The sequence below is a fragment of the Methylosinus sp. C49 genome (genome assembly GCF_009936375.1).
GTDB lineage: Bacteria > Pseudomonadota > Alphaproteobacteria > Rhizobiales > Beijerinckiaceae > Methylosinus.
The window spans coordinates 1,872,702-1,887,327 of sequence record NZ_AP022332.1 but is presented as its reverse complement, the minus strand read 5'-3'; the positions used below and the strand labels follow the sequence as shown (position 1 = coordinate 1,887,327).

At 67.1% G+C, this 14,626-nt stretch carries 14 protein-coding genes; 11 read left to right on the top strand and 3 right to left on the bottom strand.

Annotation, left to right across the window (positions count from 1 at the left end; translation table 11 throughout):
- Window positions 1–55 precede the first annotated feature (55 nt).
- The 4 genes from uvrC to GYH34_RS09105 all read left to right on the top strand — a co-directional run bounded on the left by uvrC (window position 56) and on the right by GYH34_RS09105 (window position 3,582).
- Window positions 56–2,023, top strand: coding sequence for an excinuclease ABC subunit UvrC (uvrC, locus tag GYH34_RS09120; RefSeq protein WP_161913303.1), 1,968 nt, complete (start codon window positions 56–58; stop codon window positions 2,021–2,023).
- A 179-nt stretch (window positions 2,024–2,202) separates the two neighbouring features.
- Complete coding sequence (gene pgsA / locus GYH34_RS09115) at window positions 2,203–2,823, top strand: CDP-diacylglycerol--glycerol-3-phosphate 3-phosphatidyltransferase (RefSeq protein ID WP_244635335.1); 621 nt, start codon at window positions 2,203–2,205, stop codon at window positions 2,821–2,823.
- Complete coding sequence (gene moaD, locus GYH34_RS09110; RefSeq protein WP_161913302.1) at window positions 2,820–3,071, top strand: molybdopterin converting factor subunit 1; 252 nt, start codon at window positions 2,820–2,822, stop codon at window positions 3,069–3,071. The genes pgsA and moaD overlap by 4 nt, the downstream gene beginning before the upstream one ends.
- A 52-nt stretch (window positions 3,072–3,123) precedes the next feature.
- On the top strand, window positions 3,124–3,582 hold the full coding sequence (locus GYH34_RS09105) for a molybdenum cofactor biosynthesis protein MoaE (RefSeq protein WP_161913301.1): 459 nt from the start codon (window positions 3,124–3,126) through the stop codon (window positions 3,580–3,582).
- On the opposite strand, the gene GYH34_RS09100 is transcribed toward GYH34_RS09105, so the two are convergent.
- On the bottom strand, window positions 3,583–4,779 hold the full coding sequence (locus tag GYH34_RS09100; RefSeq protein WP_161913300.1) for a DUF3047 domain-containing protein: 1,197 nt from the start codon (window positions 4,777–4,779) through the stop codon (window positions 3,583–3,585). It lies immediately after the preceding gene.
- Window positions 4,780–4,917: 138 nt separating this feature from the next.
- Here GYH34_RS09100 and GYH34_RS09095 point away from each other — a divergent pair, with 138 nt between their 5' ends.
- On the top strand, window positions 4,918–5,937 hold the full coding sequence (locus GYH34_RS09095) for an AraC family transcriptional regulator (protein WP_161913299.1): 1,020 nt from the start codon (window positions 4,918–4,920) through the stop codon (window positions 5,935–5,937).
- A gap of 58 nt (window positions 5,938–5,995) precedes the next feature.
- Here the strand turns inward: GYH34_RS09095 and GYH34_RS09090 are convergent, their stop codons facing one another.
- Window positions 5,996–6,958 carry a transglycosylase SLT domain-containing protein gene (locus GYH34_RS09090; RefSeq protein WP_244635334.1) on the bottom strand — a complete coding sequence of 321 codons (963 nt, stop codon included), beginning with the start codon at window positions 6,956–6,958 and terminating at the stop codon, window positions 5,996–5,998.
- A gap of 370 nt (window positions 6,959–7,328) precedes the next feature.
- Window positions 7,329–7,790, bottom strand: a complete 462-nt coding sequence (gene bamE, locus GYH34_RS09085; RefSeq protein ID WP_161913297.1) for an outer membrane protein assembly factor BamE — start codon at window positions 7,788–7,790, stop codon at window positions 7,329–7,331.
- A gap of 246 nt (window positions 7,791–8,036) precedes the next feature.
- On the opposite strand from bamE, the gene GYH34_RS09080 reads away from it, so the two are divergent.
- The 6 genes from GYH34_RS09080 (at window position 8,037) to radA (ending at window position 14,344) form a co-directional block, all read left to right on the top strand.
- Window positions 8,037–8,663 (top strand): YceD family protein, encoded by a 627-nt coding sequence (locus tag GYH34_RS09080; RefSeq protein ID WP_244635333.1) that lies wholly within the window; start codon window positions 8,037–8,039, stop codon window positions 8,661–8,663.
- Between the two features lie 329 nt (window positions 8,664–8,992).
- Window positions 8,993–10,042 (top strand): phosphate acyltransferase PlsX, encoded by a 1,050-nt coding sequence (plsX, locus tag GYH34_RS09075; protein ID WP_161913295.1) that lies wholly within the window; start codon window positions 8,993–8,995, stop codon window positions 10,040–10,042.
- The gene (locus GYH34_RS09070) at window positions 10,039–11,028 is read left to right on the top strand and encodes a beta-ketoacyl-ACP synthase III (protein ID WP_161913294.1); all 990 of its coding nucleotides are present in this window, start codon (window positions 10,039–10,041) and stop codon (window positions 11,026–11,028) included. Before plsX ends, GYH34_RS09070 begins: the two co-directional genes overlap by 4 nt.
- Before the next feature lie 258 nt (window positions 11,029–11,286).
- Window positions 11,287–11,646 carry an integration host factor subunit alpha gene (locus GYH34_RS09065; protein ID WP_244635332.1) on the top strand — a complete coding sequence of 120 codons (360 nt, stop codon included), beginning with the start codon at window positions 11,287–11,289 and terminating at the stop codon, window positions 11,644–11,646.
- A 117-nt stretch (window positions 11,647–11,763) separates the two neighbouring features.
- Window positions 11,764–12,933 (top strand): MFS transporter, encoded by a 1,170-nt coding sequence (locus tag GYH34_RS09060; RefSeq protein ID WP_161913293.1) that lies wholly within the window; start codon window positions 11,764–11,766, stop codon window positions 12,931–12,933.
- On the top strand, window positions 12,926–14,344 hold the full coding sequence (radA, locus tag GYH34_RS09055) for a DNA repair protein RadA (RefSeq protein WP_161913292.1): 1,419 nt from the start codon (window positions 12,926–12,928) through the stop codon (window positions 14,342–14,344). Before GYH34_RS09060 ends, radA begins: the two co-directional genes overlap by 8 nt.
- Window positions 14,345–14,626: the final 282 nt, after the last annotated feature.

The window sequence follows — 14,626 nt, the reverse complement described above, 5'->3', positions numbered from 1 at the left end:
CGATACCCTTCACGCGCTCTTCCCATTCGCGCGCGCCGGGCATAAATCTCGCCACATGAGCGATACGCCCGACCTTCCCGAAACCCTCGATGAGGAAGAAGACCTCACGGAAGAGGCCGAAGGCGCCGCTCCGCCAGAGCTCGCGGCCGATACGCCGGAGAGCGTCAAGCGCGGCGTCTTTGTCATCAAATCCTATTGGAAGAACGCGCCCAACGGGCCGGGCGTCTATCGCATGATCGCCGAGAATGGCGAGGTTCTCTATGTCGGCAAGGCCAAGAACGTCCGCAAGCGCATAGCGAGCTACACGCGCCTCGCCGGCCATGTGAATCGCATCGCGCGCATGATCTCGGCGACCGCCTCGATGATGTTCATCTCGGTCGAGACCGAGACCGAGGCGCTGCTGCTCGAGACCAATCTCATCAAGCAGATGAAGCCGCGCTTCAACGTGCTGATGCGCGACGACAAGAGCTTTCCCTATATTCTCATCGCGCGCGATCACGACGCGCCGCAGATCGCCAAGCATCGCGGCGCGCGCTCGCGCAAAGGCGATTATTTCGGCCCCTTCGCCAACGCCGGCGCGGTGGGGCGCGCGCTCAACGCGCTGCAACGGGCGTTTCTGCTGCGCTCCTGCACCGATTCTTTCTACGAGAATCGCACGCGGCCCTGCCTGCTCTATCAGATCAAGCGCTGCGCCGGCCCTTGCACGGGCGAAATCTCGATCGCGGATTACTCCGTGCTGGTGCAGGAGGCGCATGACTTCCTCACCGGCAAGAGCCGCTCCGTGCGCGAGCAACTCGCCACGGAGATGACCGCGGCGGCGGAGCGCCTGGAATTCGAGCGCGCCGCGCGGCTGCGCGACCGCATCTCCGCGCTGTCGCTCATTCAAGGCACGCAAGGCGTCAATCCGCGCAGCGTCGAAGAGGCGGACGTCTTCGCCATCGCCAAAGAGGCCGGGCGCTTCTGCATCGAAGCGTTTTTCTTTCGCGCTTTTCAGAATTGGGGCGACCGCGCCTATTTCCCGCGCGCCGATCAGAGCCTGTCTGAAGAGGAAGTGCTCGGCTCCTTCCTCGCGCAATTTTATGGCGAGCATCCGCCGGCGCCTCTGGTGCTGCTCTCCCATGCGATCGAGGATCGCGAGCTATTGACGGAAGCGCTGTCGGACAAGCTCGGCCGCAAGGTGGAGATCGCGACGCCGCAGCGCGGCGAGAAGCGCGAGCTGGTCGAGCATGCGCAGACCAACGCCAAGCAGACGCTGACGCGCAAGCTCACCGAGGACGCGAGCCAGGAGAAGCTGCTCATCGCGCTCGGCGAGATGTTCGGCATGGAGAAGCCGCCGCGCCGCGTCGAGGTCTATGACAATTCCCATACGGGCGGCCAGCAGGCGATCGGCGCGATGATCGTCGCCGGGCCGACCGGCTTCATGAAGACGCATTACCGCACCTTCAACATAAAGAGCGCCGAGATCACGCCCGGCGACGATTACGCCATGATGCGCGAGGTGCTGGCGCGCCGCTTCGCTCGAATCGCGAAGGACGCCGAAAAGCCCGAGGAGGAAGCGCCGGACGCTTTTCCGTCCAAGCCCGATCTCGTCATCATCGACGGCGGCCGCGGACAATTCGACGCCGCGCGCGCCGTCGCGGCGGAGATCGGCCTCGAGGGCGTGACCATCGCCTCCATCGCCAAGGGCGCCGATCGCAACGCCGGCCGCGAGATGTTTTTCGTCGAGGGGCGCGAGCCCTTCCGCCTGCCGCCGCATGATCCGGCGCTCTATTTCGTCCAGCGCCTGCGCGACGAGGCGCATCGCTTCGCCATCGGCACGCATCGCGCGCGGCGCAAGAAGGAATTCGCCAAGAACCCGCTGGACGAGATCGCGGGAATAGGCCCGGCCCGCAAAAGGGCGCTGCTGCTCGCCTTCGGCACGGCGAAGGCGGTGGCCGGCGCCGCGCTCTGCGACCTCGAGAATGTGCCGGGCGTGAACAAGGCGACGGCGCGGCTCGTCTTCGACCATTTCCAGCGCGGCTGAAACAGCGAACGGCTAAAATTTGTGCGTGGCTCGGCGATGCTCCCGCCGGCGCGCGCCGCGCGGCAAAATGCCGGTTTTGCCGAAGCTTCCCGCCGCTGCGCGGGAGATCGGACCGCCGGCGGAGGAACGCGGCGCCGGTGAGGAGCCCGTCTCTTCTATTGACAAGGGAGGCGCTCGCCATGTTCCTTCGCGGCATGACATCGACGGCCATTCCGCCGCGCCGCGGGCGCGCGCTCTCCCTGCCCAATATTCTGACGTATGGCCGGCTCGTCGCCGTGCCGGTGGTCGCGGGCCTGCTGCAATGGCCGGACGAGCATTGGATGCGCTGGACGGCGCTCGGCGTCTTCACCGCCGCCGGCATCACCGATTTCTTCGACGGCTATCTCGCCCGAGCCTGGGCGCAGCAATCGACGCTCGGCGCCATGCTCGACCCCATAGCCGACAAGCTGCTCGTCGCCGCCACTCTGCTGATGGTGGTCGCCGATCAAACCATCTCCGGCGTCACCATTTGGGCGGCGCTCATCATCCTGTGCCGCGAGATTCTAGTCTCCGGCCTGCGCGAATATCTCGCCGAGCTGAAAGTGCCGCTTCCGGTGAGCGCCATCGCCAAATGGAAGACGACGCTGCAGCTCTTCGCGCTCGGCTTCTTCATCGCCGGCCGCGCCGGCGAGCTGGTGCTGCCCGGCACGGTCAACATCGGCAGCGTGCTCTTGTGGGTCGCCGCGCTGCTGACGCTCTACACGGGCTATGACTATATGAGAGCCGGCTGGGCGCATTTCGGAACGGACGAGGCGCGATGAAGGCTCTCTATTTCGCCTGGGTGCGCGAGCGAATCGGCCGCGCTGAGGAGGAGCTCTCCCCTCCCCCGGAGGTGGCGACCGTCGGCGAGCTCATCGGCTGGCTGAAGTCGCGCGACGAGGCCTATGCTCTGGCGTTCGAGAACGCCGCCGTCATTCGCACGGCGATCGACAAAGCCCATGTGCGCCATGAGACGCCGATCGCCGGGGCGCGCGAGATCGCCTTTTTCCCGCCGATGACGGGAGGGTGAGAGAGCGAATAGCGAATGGGCCTATTCGCTGCTCGCTGTTCGCCGGCTGCTCATGACCCCCACCATCCGCATCCAATCCGCCCCATTCGATCCGGCTCACGAAGCCGCGCTGATCGAGGACGGCCGCCGCGACATCGGCGCTCTGGTCACCTTCACGGGCCTCTGCCGCGACGAGGACGGGACGCTCGCGGCGCTGGAGCTCGAGCATTATCCCGGCATGGCCGAGGCGGAGATCGCCCGCGTCGCCGAGGAGGCGCTCGCCCGCTGGCCGCTATCGGCGCTCACTATCATCCATCGCCACGGGCGCATTCTGCCGGGCGAGAGAATCGTGCTCGTCATCACCGCCGCGCGCCATCGCGGCGAGGCCTTCGCCGCGGCGGAATTTCTGATGGATTATCTGAAGACCCGCGCCCCCTTCTGGAAAAAGGAGCATCGCGCCGACGGCGGCGTCGGCGACTGGGTCGAGGCCAAGGCCAAGGACGACGCGGCCGCCGAACGCTGGAACAAATAGCTAGAGCCTCGTCACCGCCCCGTCCGCCGTCGCGACACGAATGTCGGCATAGCGGCAAGCGCCGCGACGACGCTGGAAGGGCGTGATCGCCAGCAGCCAAATATGGCTGATCGCCTTGGCCGGCCCGCCGATATGGGCGGCGTAATCCGCGGCGACGTCGCGCTCCAGCGCCCGCCACTCGCCGAGCCCCGCTGCGCCCGAATCGACGACCATATGAGTCTCGACCGCGCTCCAGCCGGCGAGCGGGCAGCGGAAGACTTTGCCGGTCGGCAGGCCGGCGCTCCAGAAATAGGTGAGGTCCTGCCCGTCCTCGAATTTCACGCCGATCGACAGATAATCGTGGAAAGGCGCGACATCCTCCGTTTTCGCTGAAGGAAGCTGGTCGATCTTCCAGCGCCAGCCGAGCTTGGGACGCGTGGCGAAGGCGAGCGGCAGCGGACGCTCGATGATGGAGGCGGAGCCAGCGCTCTCGCAGACGATCTCGCCATTCGCCTCGCGTGCGAAGATTTCGGCGCCGCCGCCGAGACTGAAGAGATCGTTCCAGCCGTCCGGCAATTTGCGGCCGCGTTTCAGCCGTGCGATCTCCGCCGCGACGAGACCATTCACGTCCCCCGCCGCGGCGAGGCTCTCGAGGCCGGAGAGCGCCTCGCCCTTCCAGACCAGCGCGACGCCGACGATCTTCACCTCCTGCTTGCGATACTCCGCCTCGGGCGTCCACAGCCTGCCGTCCGCATCGGCGAATTGCGCGGCGGAGCGGGCGATCTCGAGCGGGCCGTCATGGGCGGCGATCATCGTGCCGGTGTCGACGCCAGGGCTGTAGATCGGCCTTTGGCCGCGCGTGCGAGCGTGAAAGACGAGGCCCGGCTTGAACCAGAGGTCATAGGGCCGAGCGATCCACATGCGGCCGGTGACGAGAAAGCTGACCTGCTGACCCTTGGCCGCCGTTAGGCCGAGATCGATCCACGGCAGGTCGTCGCCATCGATCTCGAACACACGATAGGAGACGAGCTCTCCCGAATGGGCGCGCGCGATCAGCGCCGCCATATCGCGCTCAAAACCGTCGCGCTCGAGATCGCCGCTCTCCGCCGTCGCGGGCGAGGCGATGAAAGGCAGAGCCGCAGCGCCCAGCGCGCCCATTTGCAACATCTCGCGCCGAGACAATCCGGCCGACGCGCGTCCGAGACAATAGAGGCACATATCCAATATCCTCCCCGAACTCGGGCAAATCCCCCGATGGATCGGCCTTTGTGAGCCGATAGGGGATGCTATCGTCCAGCCGCTGGCGACGCTTGCCAGGACACGCCGAAAACGCCGGACGATGGCGCGCGAGGGCAGATGCGACAAACGGGCTACACACGCGCGAGCACGCTGGGGCCGATCGCCGAGGTCGTCGGCGGCGCCGGCGGCTCGATCGAGCGCGTGTTTCGCCGCGCGGAGCTGCCGCTCGGCCTGCTCGAATCGCCGGACACGCTGCTGCCGCTGCGCGATCATTTCCGCCTGCTCGCCGCCTCCTCCCGCGAGCTCGGCGACGAGGCCTTCGCCGCCCGCCTCGGCCGCAGGACGTCGATCGCCGGCCTCGGCGTCTACGGCAAATGGGTGACGCTGGCGCCGACGCTGCTCGAAGCCGTCCATCGCGCCGGGACGAGCCTGCCGCATATGCTGCAGAGCGCGACGCGGCTGGTCCTGCGACGACAGGGCGAGGATGTCGTCTGGTCCTATGAGCTGGACGACCCCGCGACGGAGGGCCGGCCGCAGAACGAGATGCTGGCCGTCTGGTATATGATCGCCCTCGTGCGGCATTTCGCCGGCGCGCGCTGGCTGCCGCGCCGCGTGACGTTCGGCGGCCTGCCGGCGAGCGCGCGACGATCGATCGGCGAGCAGATGGGCGCCGACATCGCGCTCTGCGACGGCCCGGGCGCGATCGTCTTCGATCAGCGGCTGCTGATGACGGTCAATCCGCGGCCGGGCGAAGACGATGGACTGGACGCAGAGGAGATAGCCCGCATCTTCGATATTCCGGCGCCGGACGATCTTCCCGGCAGGATCGGCGTGCTCATCGAGCTGGAGCTGCTCGGCGGCCGTCCGAAGCTCGAGACCGTGGTGCGGCGGGCCGGGCTGTCGAAGCGCACGCTCCAGCGACGGCTCGGCGATCTCGGGCTCAGCTACGCCGATCTCCTGCGCGACACGCTGCAGCGCCGCGCGATTCGTCTGCTGCGCCGATCGGAGCTGTCGATCACCGAGATCGCCGCCCGGCTCGGCTATAGCGATCCGGCGCATTTTACCCGCGCCTTCGAGCAATGGAGCGGCCTCGCGCCCAGCCGCTGGCGCGAATTGGCGAGAGCGGCGGATCGATAGGCGAGCGACGAAAAAGGCGGCCGCTGGGGCCGCCTTTCTCATTTTCTGCGAAAAAAGCTCATTCCGTGAAGGCGAGCGCCCCGCCCGGCAGCTGCTGCTCCACGCCCTTGTAGCGGTTGGAGCGCTGGCCCATCATCGCCTCGAAAGCCTGGTGAACCTCGCTCACCGACTTCGGCTTCATTTTCTTGCCCTCGCGGGCGAAAAAAATCGGCTTATTGGCGCGGGCGGGCCGCGGCAGCAGCTTGGCGGCCGGGGTGTTGGGCGCCTCCTCCACCTTCGCCATGAAGCGGGCGGCGTCGTCCGGCCCCAGGAAGTGGATGAGATAGGTCTCGCCCACGGTCAGCGGCCGGCCGATACGCTCGGCGATGCGCTCGCCGTCATGCTTCAGCATCTCGGCGGCGAAGACCGCGGAGAGATAGGGGTCGTTGCGCATGGCCAGAATCTCGGAGCGCTTCTGCGGCGCGACGCGATAGTCGCCATCGATCGCCTGCGCCGCCGCCTCCTGGCCATAGCTGCGGCCGAACATGCGCACGGCCTTCAGCCAGGTCGAATCGATGAACTGGAACAGCCCGCTCGCCGAGGAGGTGCTGGCCTTGGCCTTGGGCGCGAAGCTCGACTCCTTGTCGGCGATCGCCATCAGCATGGCCGGATCGGAGCCGGTGGTCTTGGCCGCCTGCACCACATGCTCGACAATGGCGCGGGCGACGCGCACGGGGCCGAACTGCAGCACGGCGGGCGCCGCGCCGGAGAGGCGCGCCTGCGCCTCATTGGCGACGTCGGCGGCGCCGGACCAGGCCTTCACCGCCTCGCCCATCGCTTCCGCGGCGTCGGCGTCGAGCGGCTGATCGGTGAGGCCGCGATTGGTCAGAAAGAACAAGGGCGGCGGCGCTCGGCGGCTCTGCGCCCCGGCGCGCGAGGCCTCGGACAGTCTGAACCGACCCCAGCCGTCCGGCATGGACAGCAGCGCGGCCACCATAGCGAAGGCGAGAGCCGTCGCTATGGCGAATGCGCGAAGGAGCATGTGAACGGATCCGTCGGCCCCCGCGAGGGGGCGGTCCGCGTCTGCGCGGTCGAACACGGGCAGAAAGCGCGACCATTTCGGCGCCGACGCTTCGCCGCGAACGGCAGGAGCTATCGCTTCGAAAGACACTCTGTTTCATTCCTCGCTGTTGTTTGGACGAGACAGAGGCTAGCAACCGCGAGGGGCGAAAAATCGACTGCGCGCGTCACCCGCGCGTCACAATTCGGCGAGGCTCCGTATTTCCCACAAGCCCTTAAAAATGAAGCGATCGGCTACGTACGGAGCCGGCCGGCCGATTCGCCCGCCACATTTGCGCCGAATCGACACAGCCATGCTTATGATTGAAAAAGCTAGGATTTTTCTCGAATCGTCAGAAGCTGGTCAGCTTCGACAGCATGTTGCGCACGAAATTGAACTCGGCCCCGGCCGTGGGCGTCGTGCGGGTGACGAAATCGACGACCTTGCCGTCCTTCAGCCCATAGTCGGCGATGCGCTGGACCTTTCTCGACTTGTCGAAATAGACGGAGAGAATGTGCTGGTCGGCGACCTCGGGCGGTAGGAAGGCCAGCTCGCGCTCGATGCGCTGGCTGAAATAGTACCAGGCGTCGCCGCCGATCGTCGATGTCGTCGAGGGCGTGCCGAGCAGCGCCAGCACTTGCGGGGCCGGCATGCCGACCTTCACCTGCGCGGACTTGCGCTCGTCGATGACGGCGCCGCGATTGATGACGCCGTCATAGCCGAGGCAGCCGGCGAGCGGCGCCGCCAGCAGAGCGAGGGCGGCGAGGCGGCGGGCCTGCCGCGAGACGACGACGAGCGAAACCCGAGACCGCATTTTTCTCTCCGCGCTGCGCCTCTCCCGAGGCCGACCTCTATCGCGACAATGTTCGAGCTTGCCTAACTCTCGCTCTTCACGAAAGCAAGCAGCGACGCCTCCGGCGCGACCCACGGGCTGGCGTCGGCGCCTCTTCGACCGTATCAATGGCCGGAAAATGGCGAAGCTTCGACCAATGGGCGCGGCGCCCATCTATATTTCATATTGTCGGCCGAGGCGGCGACGCCGGAGGAGAAGGAGCGGCGAATGAGCGACGATCTGCAATTGCCCGAAACCCCGTTCTCACGCCCGCTCGCCGCCACGGACGTGCCCGAGGACGGGCTGGAGCTGACCGTCTCCGCCGACGCCCGCGAGCGCGCGGCCCTCGCCGAGGCGGACGATCTCGTCGCGCTGAGTCGCCTCGAGGCGAAGCTGAAAGTGACGCGCGCGGGCCGCGGCGGCCTGCGCGTCGCCGGCGAGCTCGCCGCCGACATTCGCCAAACCTGCGTGGTGACGCTCGAGGAATTCGACGCCCGCGTCGTGGAGCCCATAGACGTGTCCTTCGCCCCGGAGGCCGCCCCCGCCGCCCCGCCCCCGACCGAACGCATGTCGCGTCGCCGACGCGAGGCGGAGCCGGAGGAGCAGAAGGAGCCGAGAGCGAGCCGGCACATCGCCGATCTCGATGAGGATGCGCCCGATCCGCTCGTCGATGGGCGAATCGATCTCGGCGCCATTGTCGCGGAATTTCTGGCGCTGGCGCTCGATCCCTATCCGCGCAAGCCCGGCGCGCTCTTCTCTCCGCCCGAAGAGAAGGTGGAGGAAGAGAAGCCGCCGGCGAAAGTCTCGCCCTTCGCCGGCCTGCGCGACGCGCTCGGCAAGGGACGTCGAAACTGAAGCCGGCTTTGCAAAAGCGTGATGGAGCGCCTGTAGTCTCGGCGACATGCGACGACGTATCGCGACCGGCTCGATCCCGGGAAGCTGGAGCGGCGGCAGGAATTGCTCTTGCGCTGGCGCGGCGCAAATGGCAATTCGTCACCCGCTGGCGCCTTGGGCCGGCGGCGAGCCCGGTCCGTGACGAGAAATCGCGAGGAACCGAGGGCAAAAGCGGGCCATAGCGGCTCCGCTTCGCCGCACTTTCGCGCGTCCGGCGGCCCCGTGGGGCGGAGCGTTGCGGGCCGCGCGGACATTCGCAATTCGTAAGTCAGGTCGGGAGACGAGGCAGAATGGCGCAGCCCATTCGCATAGCGTTGGACGCCATGGGCGGCGATCATGGTCCGAAAGTCACCATAGCCGGCGCCGCCATCGCTCACGATCGTCACCCCGACAGCAGCTTCCTGCTGTTCGGCGACGAAGGGCAGATTCGCGCCGAGCTGGCCGCGCATCCGCGCCTCGCCCATGTCGCGACCGTCCGTCACTGCGAGATCGCCGTGCGCATGGACGACAAGCCGAGCCAGGCGCTGCGCTCCGGCCGGCGCGTCTCCTCCATGTGGCAGGCGATCGAGGCGGTAAAGAAGGGCGAGGCCGATGTCGCCGTCTCCGCCGGCAACACGGGCGCGCTGATGGCGATGGCCAAGGTCTGCCTGCGCACAATGGCCAAGATCGAGCGTCCGGCGCTCGCCTGCCTGTGGCCGGCCCCGACGGCGCGCGGCTATTCCATCGTGCTCGACGTCGGCGCCTCCATCGGCGCGGACGCCCGCCATCTCGTCGATCTCGCCGTCATGGGCGCGGCGATGGCGCGCTCGCTCTTCGATATAGAGCGGCCGAGCGTCGGCCTGCTCAATGTCGGCGTCGAGGAGATCAAGGGCGTCGAGGAGGTCAAAACCGCCTCACGCCTGCTGAAGGAGGCCGAGCTTCCCGATCTCGACTATCACGGCTTCGTCGAGGGCGACGAGATCGGCAAGGGCGTCGTCGACGTCGTGGTGGTGGAGGGTTTCTCCGGCAATATCGCGCTGAAGACCGCCGAAGGCACGGCCACCCAGATCACCAATTATCTGCGCGAGGCCATCGGCCGCAGCTGGCTCGCCAAGATCGGCTATCTCTTGGCGCGCGGCGCCTTTCGCGAGCTGCGCGAAAAGATCGACGTTCGCAACATCAACGGCGGCGTGTTTCTCGGCCTCGAGGGGATCGTCATCAAGAGCCATGGCGGCGCCGATGCGCTGGCCTTCGCCCGCGCGGTCGAGATCGGCTATGAGATGGCGCATCAAGGCCTGCTCTCCAAGATCCGCGACATGCTGGCCTCGAGCCGCCGCGACGACCAGGAAGCCGCTCAGTGACTCTCATCCAGCGCCCTCTGCGCTCTGTCGTCGTCGGCCTCGGCAGCTATCTGCCGAGCCGCATCCTCACCAATGAGGAGCTCGCCGCCAAAGTCGACACCAGCGACGAATGGATCACGCAGCGCACCGGCATCAAGGAGCGTCACATCGCTGCGCCCGGCGAGACCACCTCCATGCTCGGCGAGAAAGCGGCGCGCGCCGCGCTGGCCGACGCCGGTCTCGGCCCAGCGGATATCGATCTCGTCATCGTCGGCACATCGACGCCCGACTATACTTTTCCCTCGACGGCGACACAGATTCAGGCCGCGCTCGGCATGACGCGCGGAGCCGCCTTCGATCTTCAGGCGGTGTGCTCGGGCTTCGTCTACGCGCTGACGACGGCGGAGAAATTTCTCCGCTCCGGCTCGCATAAGCGCGCGCTGGTGATCGGCGCGGAGACATTCTCGCGCATTCTCGACTGGAACGATCGCACGACCTGCGTGCTGTTCGGCGACGGCGCCGGCGCCATTGTGCTCGAAGCGCGCGAGAGCGAAGGCTCGCTCGCCGAGCGCGGCATATTGACGACGCATTTGCGCTCGGACGGACGCCATCGTGCGAAATTGCATGTCGACGGCGGCCCCTCCTCGACCGGAACGGTCGGGCATTTGCGCATGGAAGGCAAGGAAGTGTTCCGCTTCGCCGTCGGCATGGTAACGGACGTCGTTACAGACGCCTTTGCGGCGACCGGCTTCACAGCGGCGGATCTCTCCTGGTTCGTGCCGCATCAGGCCAATCGCCGCATTATCGACATGTCGGCGACCAAGCTCGGAATCGCGCCGGAAAAGGTCGTCGCAACAGTGCATTTGCACGGCAACACCTCGGCCGCCTCCATTCCGCTCGCATTGTCGGTGGCGCGCGACGACGGACGCATCAAGCGTGACGATCTCGTGATGCTCGAAGCGGTCGGCGGCGGCTTCACATGGGGCTCGGCGCTCATCCGCTGGTGAGGCGCCACGAAATCCCGATCGTGAAACTGCAACCTGCGCTTGATTTTCGCCGTAGTTTCTGAAAAATAATCAAATTGAGTTTTTCGCTCCTCGCGATCAGGGCCAGCGGCGACCTGTTGCGATCGTCCGCCACGAGCCCTTCTCGCGCGAGAGTTGTCACAAACCAGAAAAAGAAGTCGAGCTCGACGATGTTAGTTTCGTTTTGAATCGATAAGGCCGATCATGTCGCAAAATGTTTCAGAAAAAGCCCCGCCGGCAGTGGAAGACCTTTCCCGGGACGAAAACGTCATTTCCGAGACGCCAACCTCACATACACATCACACGGTGACGCGCGCCGATCTCGCGGACGCCGTACATCGCCGCATCGGCCTCTCGCGCGCCGAGTCCGGCGAGTTCGTCGAGGCCGTGCTGTCGGAGATTTTCAACGCCATCGTCTCCGGCGAGGATGTGAAGCTCTCCTCCTTCGGCTCCTTTCATATTCGCTCCAAAGGCGAGCGCGTCGGACGCAATCCAAAGACGGGCGCCTCGGCGCCGATCACCGCGCGCCGCGTCGTGATGTTCAAAGCGTCCAATGTGCTGCGTGGACGCATCAATGGGCGTCACGACGCAGAGGATTAGCGCTTCTCATCGAGCGTCCCCGGATCGTTTCGCTTGCCGAGCCATCGATCCGCGACGTAGAAGCGCGCCATGAGCGAGCGAGCCAGAGACTCGGCACAGCGGTTCGGACCAGCGACCATGCCCACCGCTGTCTGGGCGCTGGGCGTCACCTCGCTGTTCATGGATTTCTCCTCCGAGATGATCCATGCGCTGCTGCCGGTCTATCTCGCCGGAACGCTCGGCGTCGCCATCGCCGAGATCGGCTGGATCGAGGGCGCGGCGGAAGCGACGGCGCTCGCCGTGAAGGTCGTCTCCGGCCGCATCTCGGATATGATCGGCCGGCGCAAAGGACTGGCGCTCTTCGGCTACGGCCTCGCCGCGGCGGTGAAGCCGATTTTTCCGCTCGCCGGCGGCGCGGCGGAGGTGATCGCCGCGCGCGTTCTCGACCGCGTGGGCAAAGGATTGCGCGGCGCGCCGCGCGATGCGCTGATCGCCGACGTCACCACGCCGGAGCAGCGCGGCGCCGCCTTTGGCCTGCGCCAGACGCTCGATACGGTTGGCGCGGTCATCGGCCCGCTGGCGGCGATCGGATTGATGCTGGCGACGCATGACGACACGCGCTTCGTCTTTTGGATCGCCTGCCTGCCGGCGCTGATCTGCGTGCTGGTTCTCGCAGTCTTCGTTCACGAGCCGGAGGAGACGCGCCCGCCCGCCACGGGCCGCAAGGCGCTGCTCGCCGGATTTTCCGAGCTGCCGCGCGCCTTCTGGCTGCTGCTCGCCTTCGGCGCCCTGCTCGCCGCGGCCCGAGTGGGCGAAGCCTTTCTCGTGCTGCGGGCGACGGGCGCCGGCTTGCGCATCGCCTTCGCGCCGCTGACGCTGGTCGCGATGTCCTTCGTCGCCATGCTGGCCGCCTATCCGGCCGGCAAGCTCGTCGATCGCTGGAGCGAGCGCCGGCTGCTCATCGCCGCGAGCGTGACGCTGGCGATCTCCGAGGCCGCGCTCGCGGCCTCGCAGGAGCTTTCTTTCGTCTTTGTCGGGATCGCGCTCTGGGGCCTGCATATCGCCCTGGCGCAAGTGGCCTTCTCGGCGCTGGTCGCCCGCGCCGCGCCGGCGCATTTGCGCGCCACCGGCTTCGGCGTTTTCGGCCTCGCCAACGCCGTGGCGGTGATCGCCGGCAATGTCGCCTTCGGCGCTCTGGCCGAGGCGAGCGGCCAGGGCTTCGCCTATGGCTGCGCCGCCGCCGCCGCTCTGGCGCCGCTGGCGCTTCTGCCGGCCATGTCGGGAGAGGGCGAATCGCGCCATGGCTAAAGCCCGCCAGAGCTTCGTCTGCCAGAGCTGCGGGGCGGTGACCAACCGCTGGCAGGGCCGCTGCGAATCCTGCAACGAGTGGAACACGATCGTCGAGGAGAATGGCGGCGCCGGCGGCGGCTTCGGTCCGACAGCGCGCGTCGGGCGCGGCCGGCCTTTCGCGCTCGAGGCGCTGGCCGGCGACGCGCGTCCCGCCCCGCGCATCGCCACCGGAATAGAAGAATTCGACCGCGTGACCGGCGGCGGCTTCGTGCCCGGCTCGGTGGCGCTGCTCGGCGGCGAGCCGGGCATCGGCAAATCGACGCTGCTGATCCAGGCCTGCGCGGCGCTGGCGCGGCGGGGCGAGCGCGTCATCTATATTTCCGGCGAGGAGGCTGCGGCGCAGGTGCGGCTGCGCGCCGAGCGGCTCGGCCTTTCCGACGCGCCGGTCGAGCTCGCCGGCGCCACGCAGGTCGAGGATATTCTCGCCACCTGCTCCGCCGGCAAGCGCGCGGCGCTGATCGTCATCGATTCGATACAGACCATGCACACGGAGGCGGCCGATTCGGCGCCCGGCACGGTGACGCAGGTGCGCGCCAGCGCCCAGGCGCTGCTGCGCCACGCCAAGCTCAGCGGCTCCACCGTGATCCTCGTCGGCCATGTCACCAAGGACGGCCAGGTCGCCGGCCCGCGCGTCGTCGAGCATATGGTCGACGCCGTGCTCTCCTTCGAGGGCGACAGCGCGCATCACTTCCGCATGCTGCGCGCCTCCAAGAACCGATTCGGCGCGACCGGCGAGATCGGCGTCTTCGAGATGACCGGCGCCGGCCTCGCCGAGGTCGCCAACCCCTCCGCCCTGTTTCTCGCCGGCCGCGACGCCGCGGCTCCGGGCGCCGCCGTGCTCGCCGGCATGGAAGGCCAGCGCCCCATGCTGGTGGAGATTCAGGCGCTGGTCGCGCCCACCTCGCTCGGCACGCCGCGCCGCGCCGTCGTCGGCTTCGATTCGAATCGGCTGTCGATGATTCTCGCCGTGCTCGAGGCCCATGCCGGGCTCAAGCTCGGCATGCATGACGTCTATTTGAATGTCGCCGGCGGGCTGCGCGCCGATGAGCCGGCCGCCGATCTCGCCGCAGCGGCGGCGCTCGTCTCCTCGCTGACCGGCGCCACTTTGCCCGCCGAGCTGCTGTTTTTCGGGGAGATCGCGCTCTCCGGCGCGGTGCGGCCGGTCATTCACGCCGGCGCGCGTCTCAAAGAGGCGGGCAAGCTCGGCTTCCGCCGCGCCGTGCTGCCGCAGGCGCAGCAGACGAGCGAAGACGACAAAGCGTCGGGAGTCGCTTTGTCGCATTGCGGCCATGTCGCTTCGCTGGTCGCCGACATTGCGAAAGATTCGGTCGGCGCGCGCGAGCGCGGACGCCCACAGCGGCAGAGCTGAAGCCGCCCCGAGAGGTTTTTTCGCGCGCTCGAACGACCGCGCGGCCGCGCGAACCTCTTTCCCCTCCTCTCAGAATACGTAGTCACGGCCCTGACGAATAGGTGTTTTTACTTGTCTACCTCAACAAACATCACAGGAATGACGACGTAGACGCAGAATAATCGGTGCAGCGCCCGGCGGGGATGGTTGCAGAAAATTAACCACGCGCAATAATGATTTCATTCAGCGAATCACGCGTTTTTCAAGTTTCCACGAGGCCGACCAATGCAATCTCGGGAATTT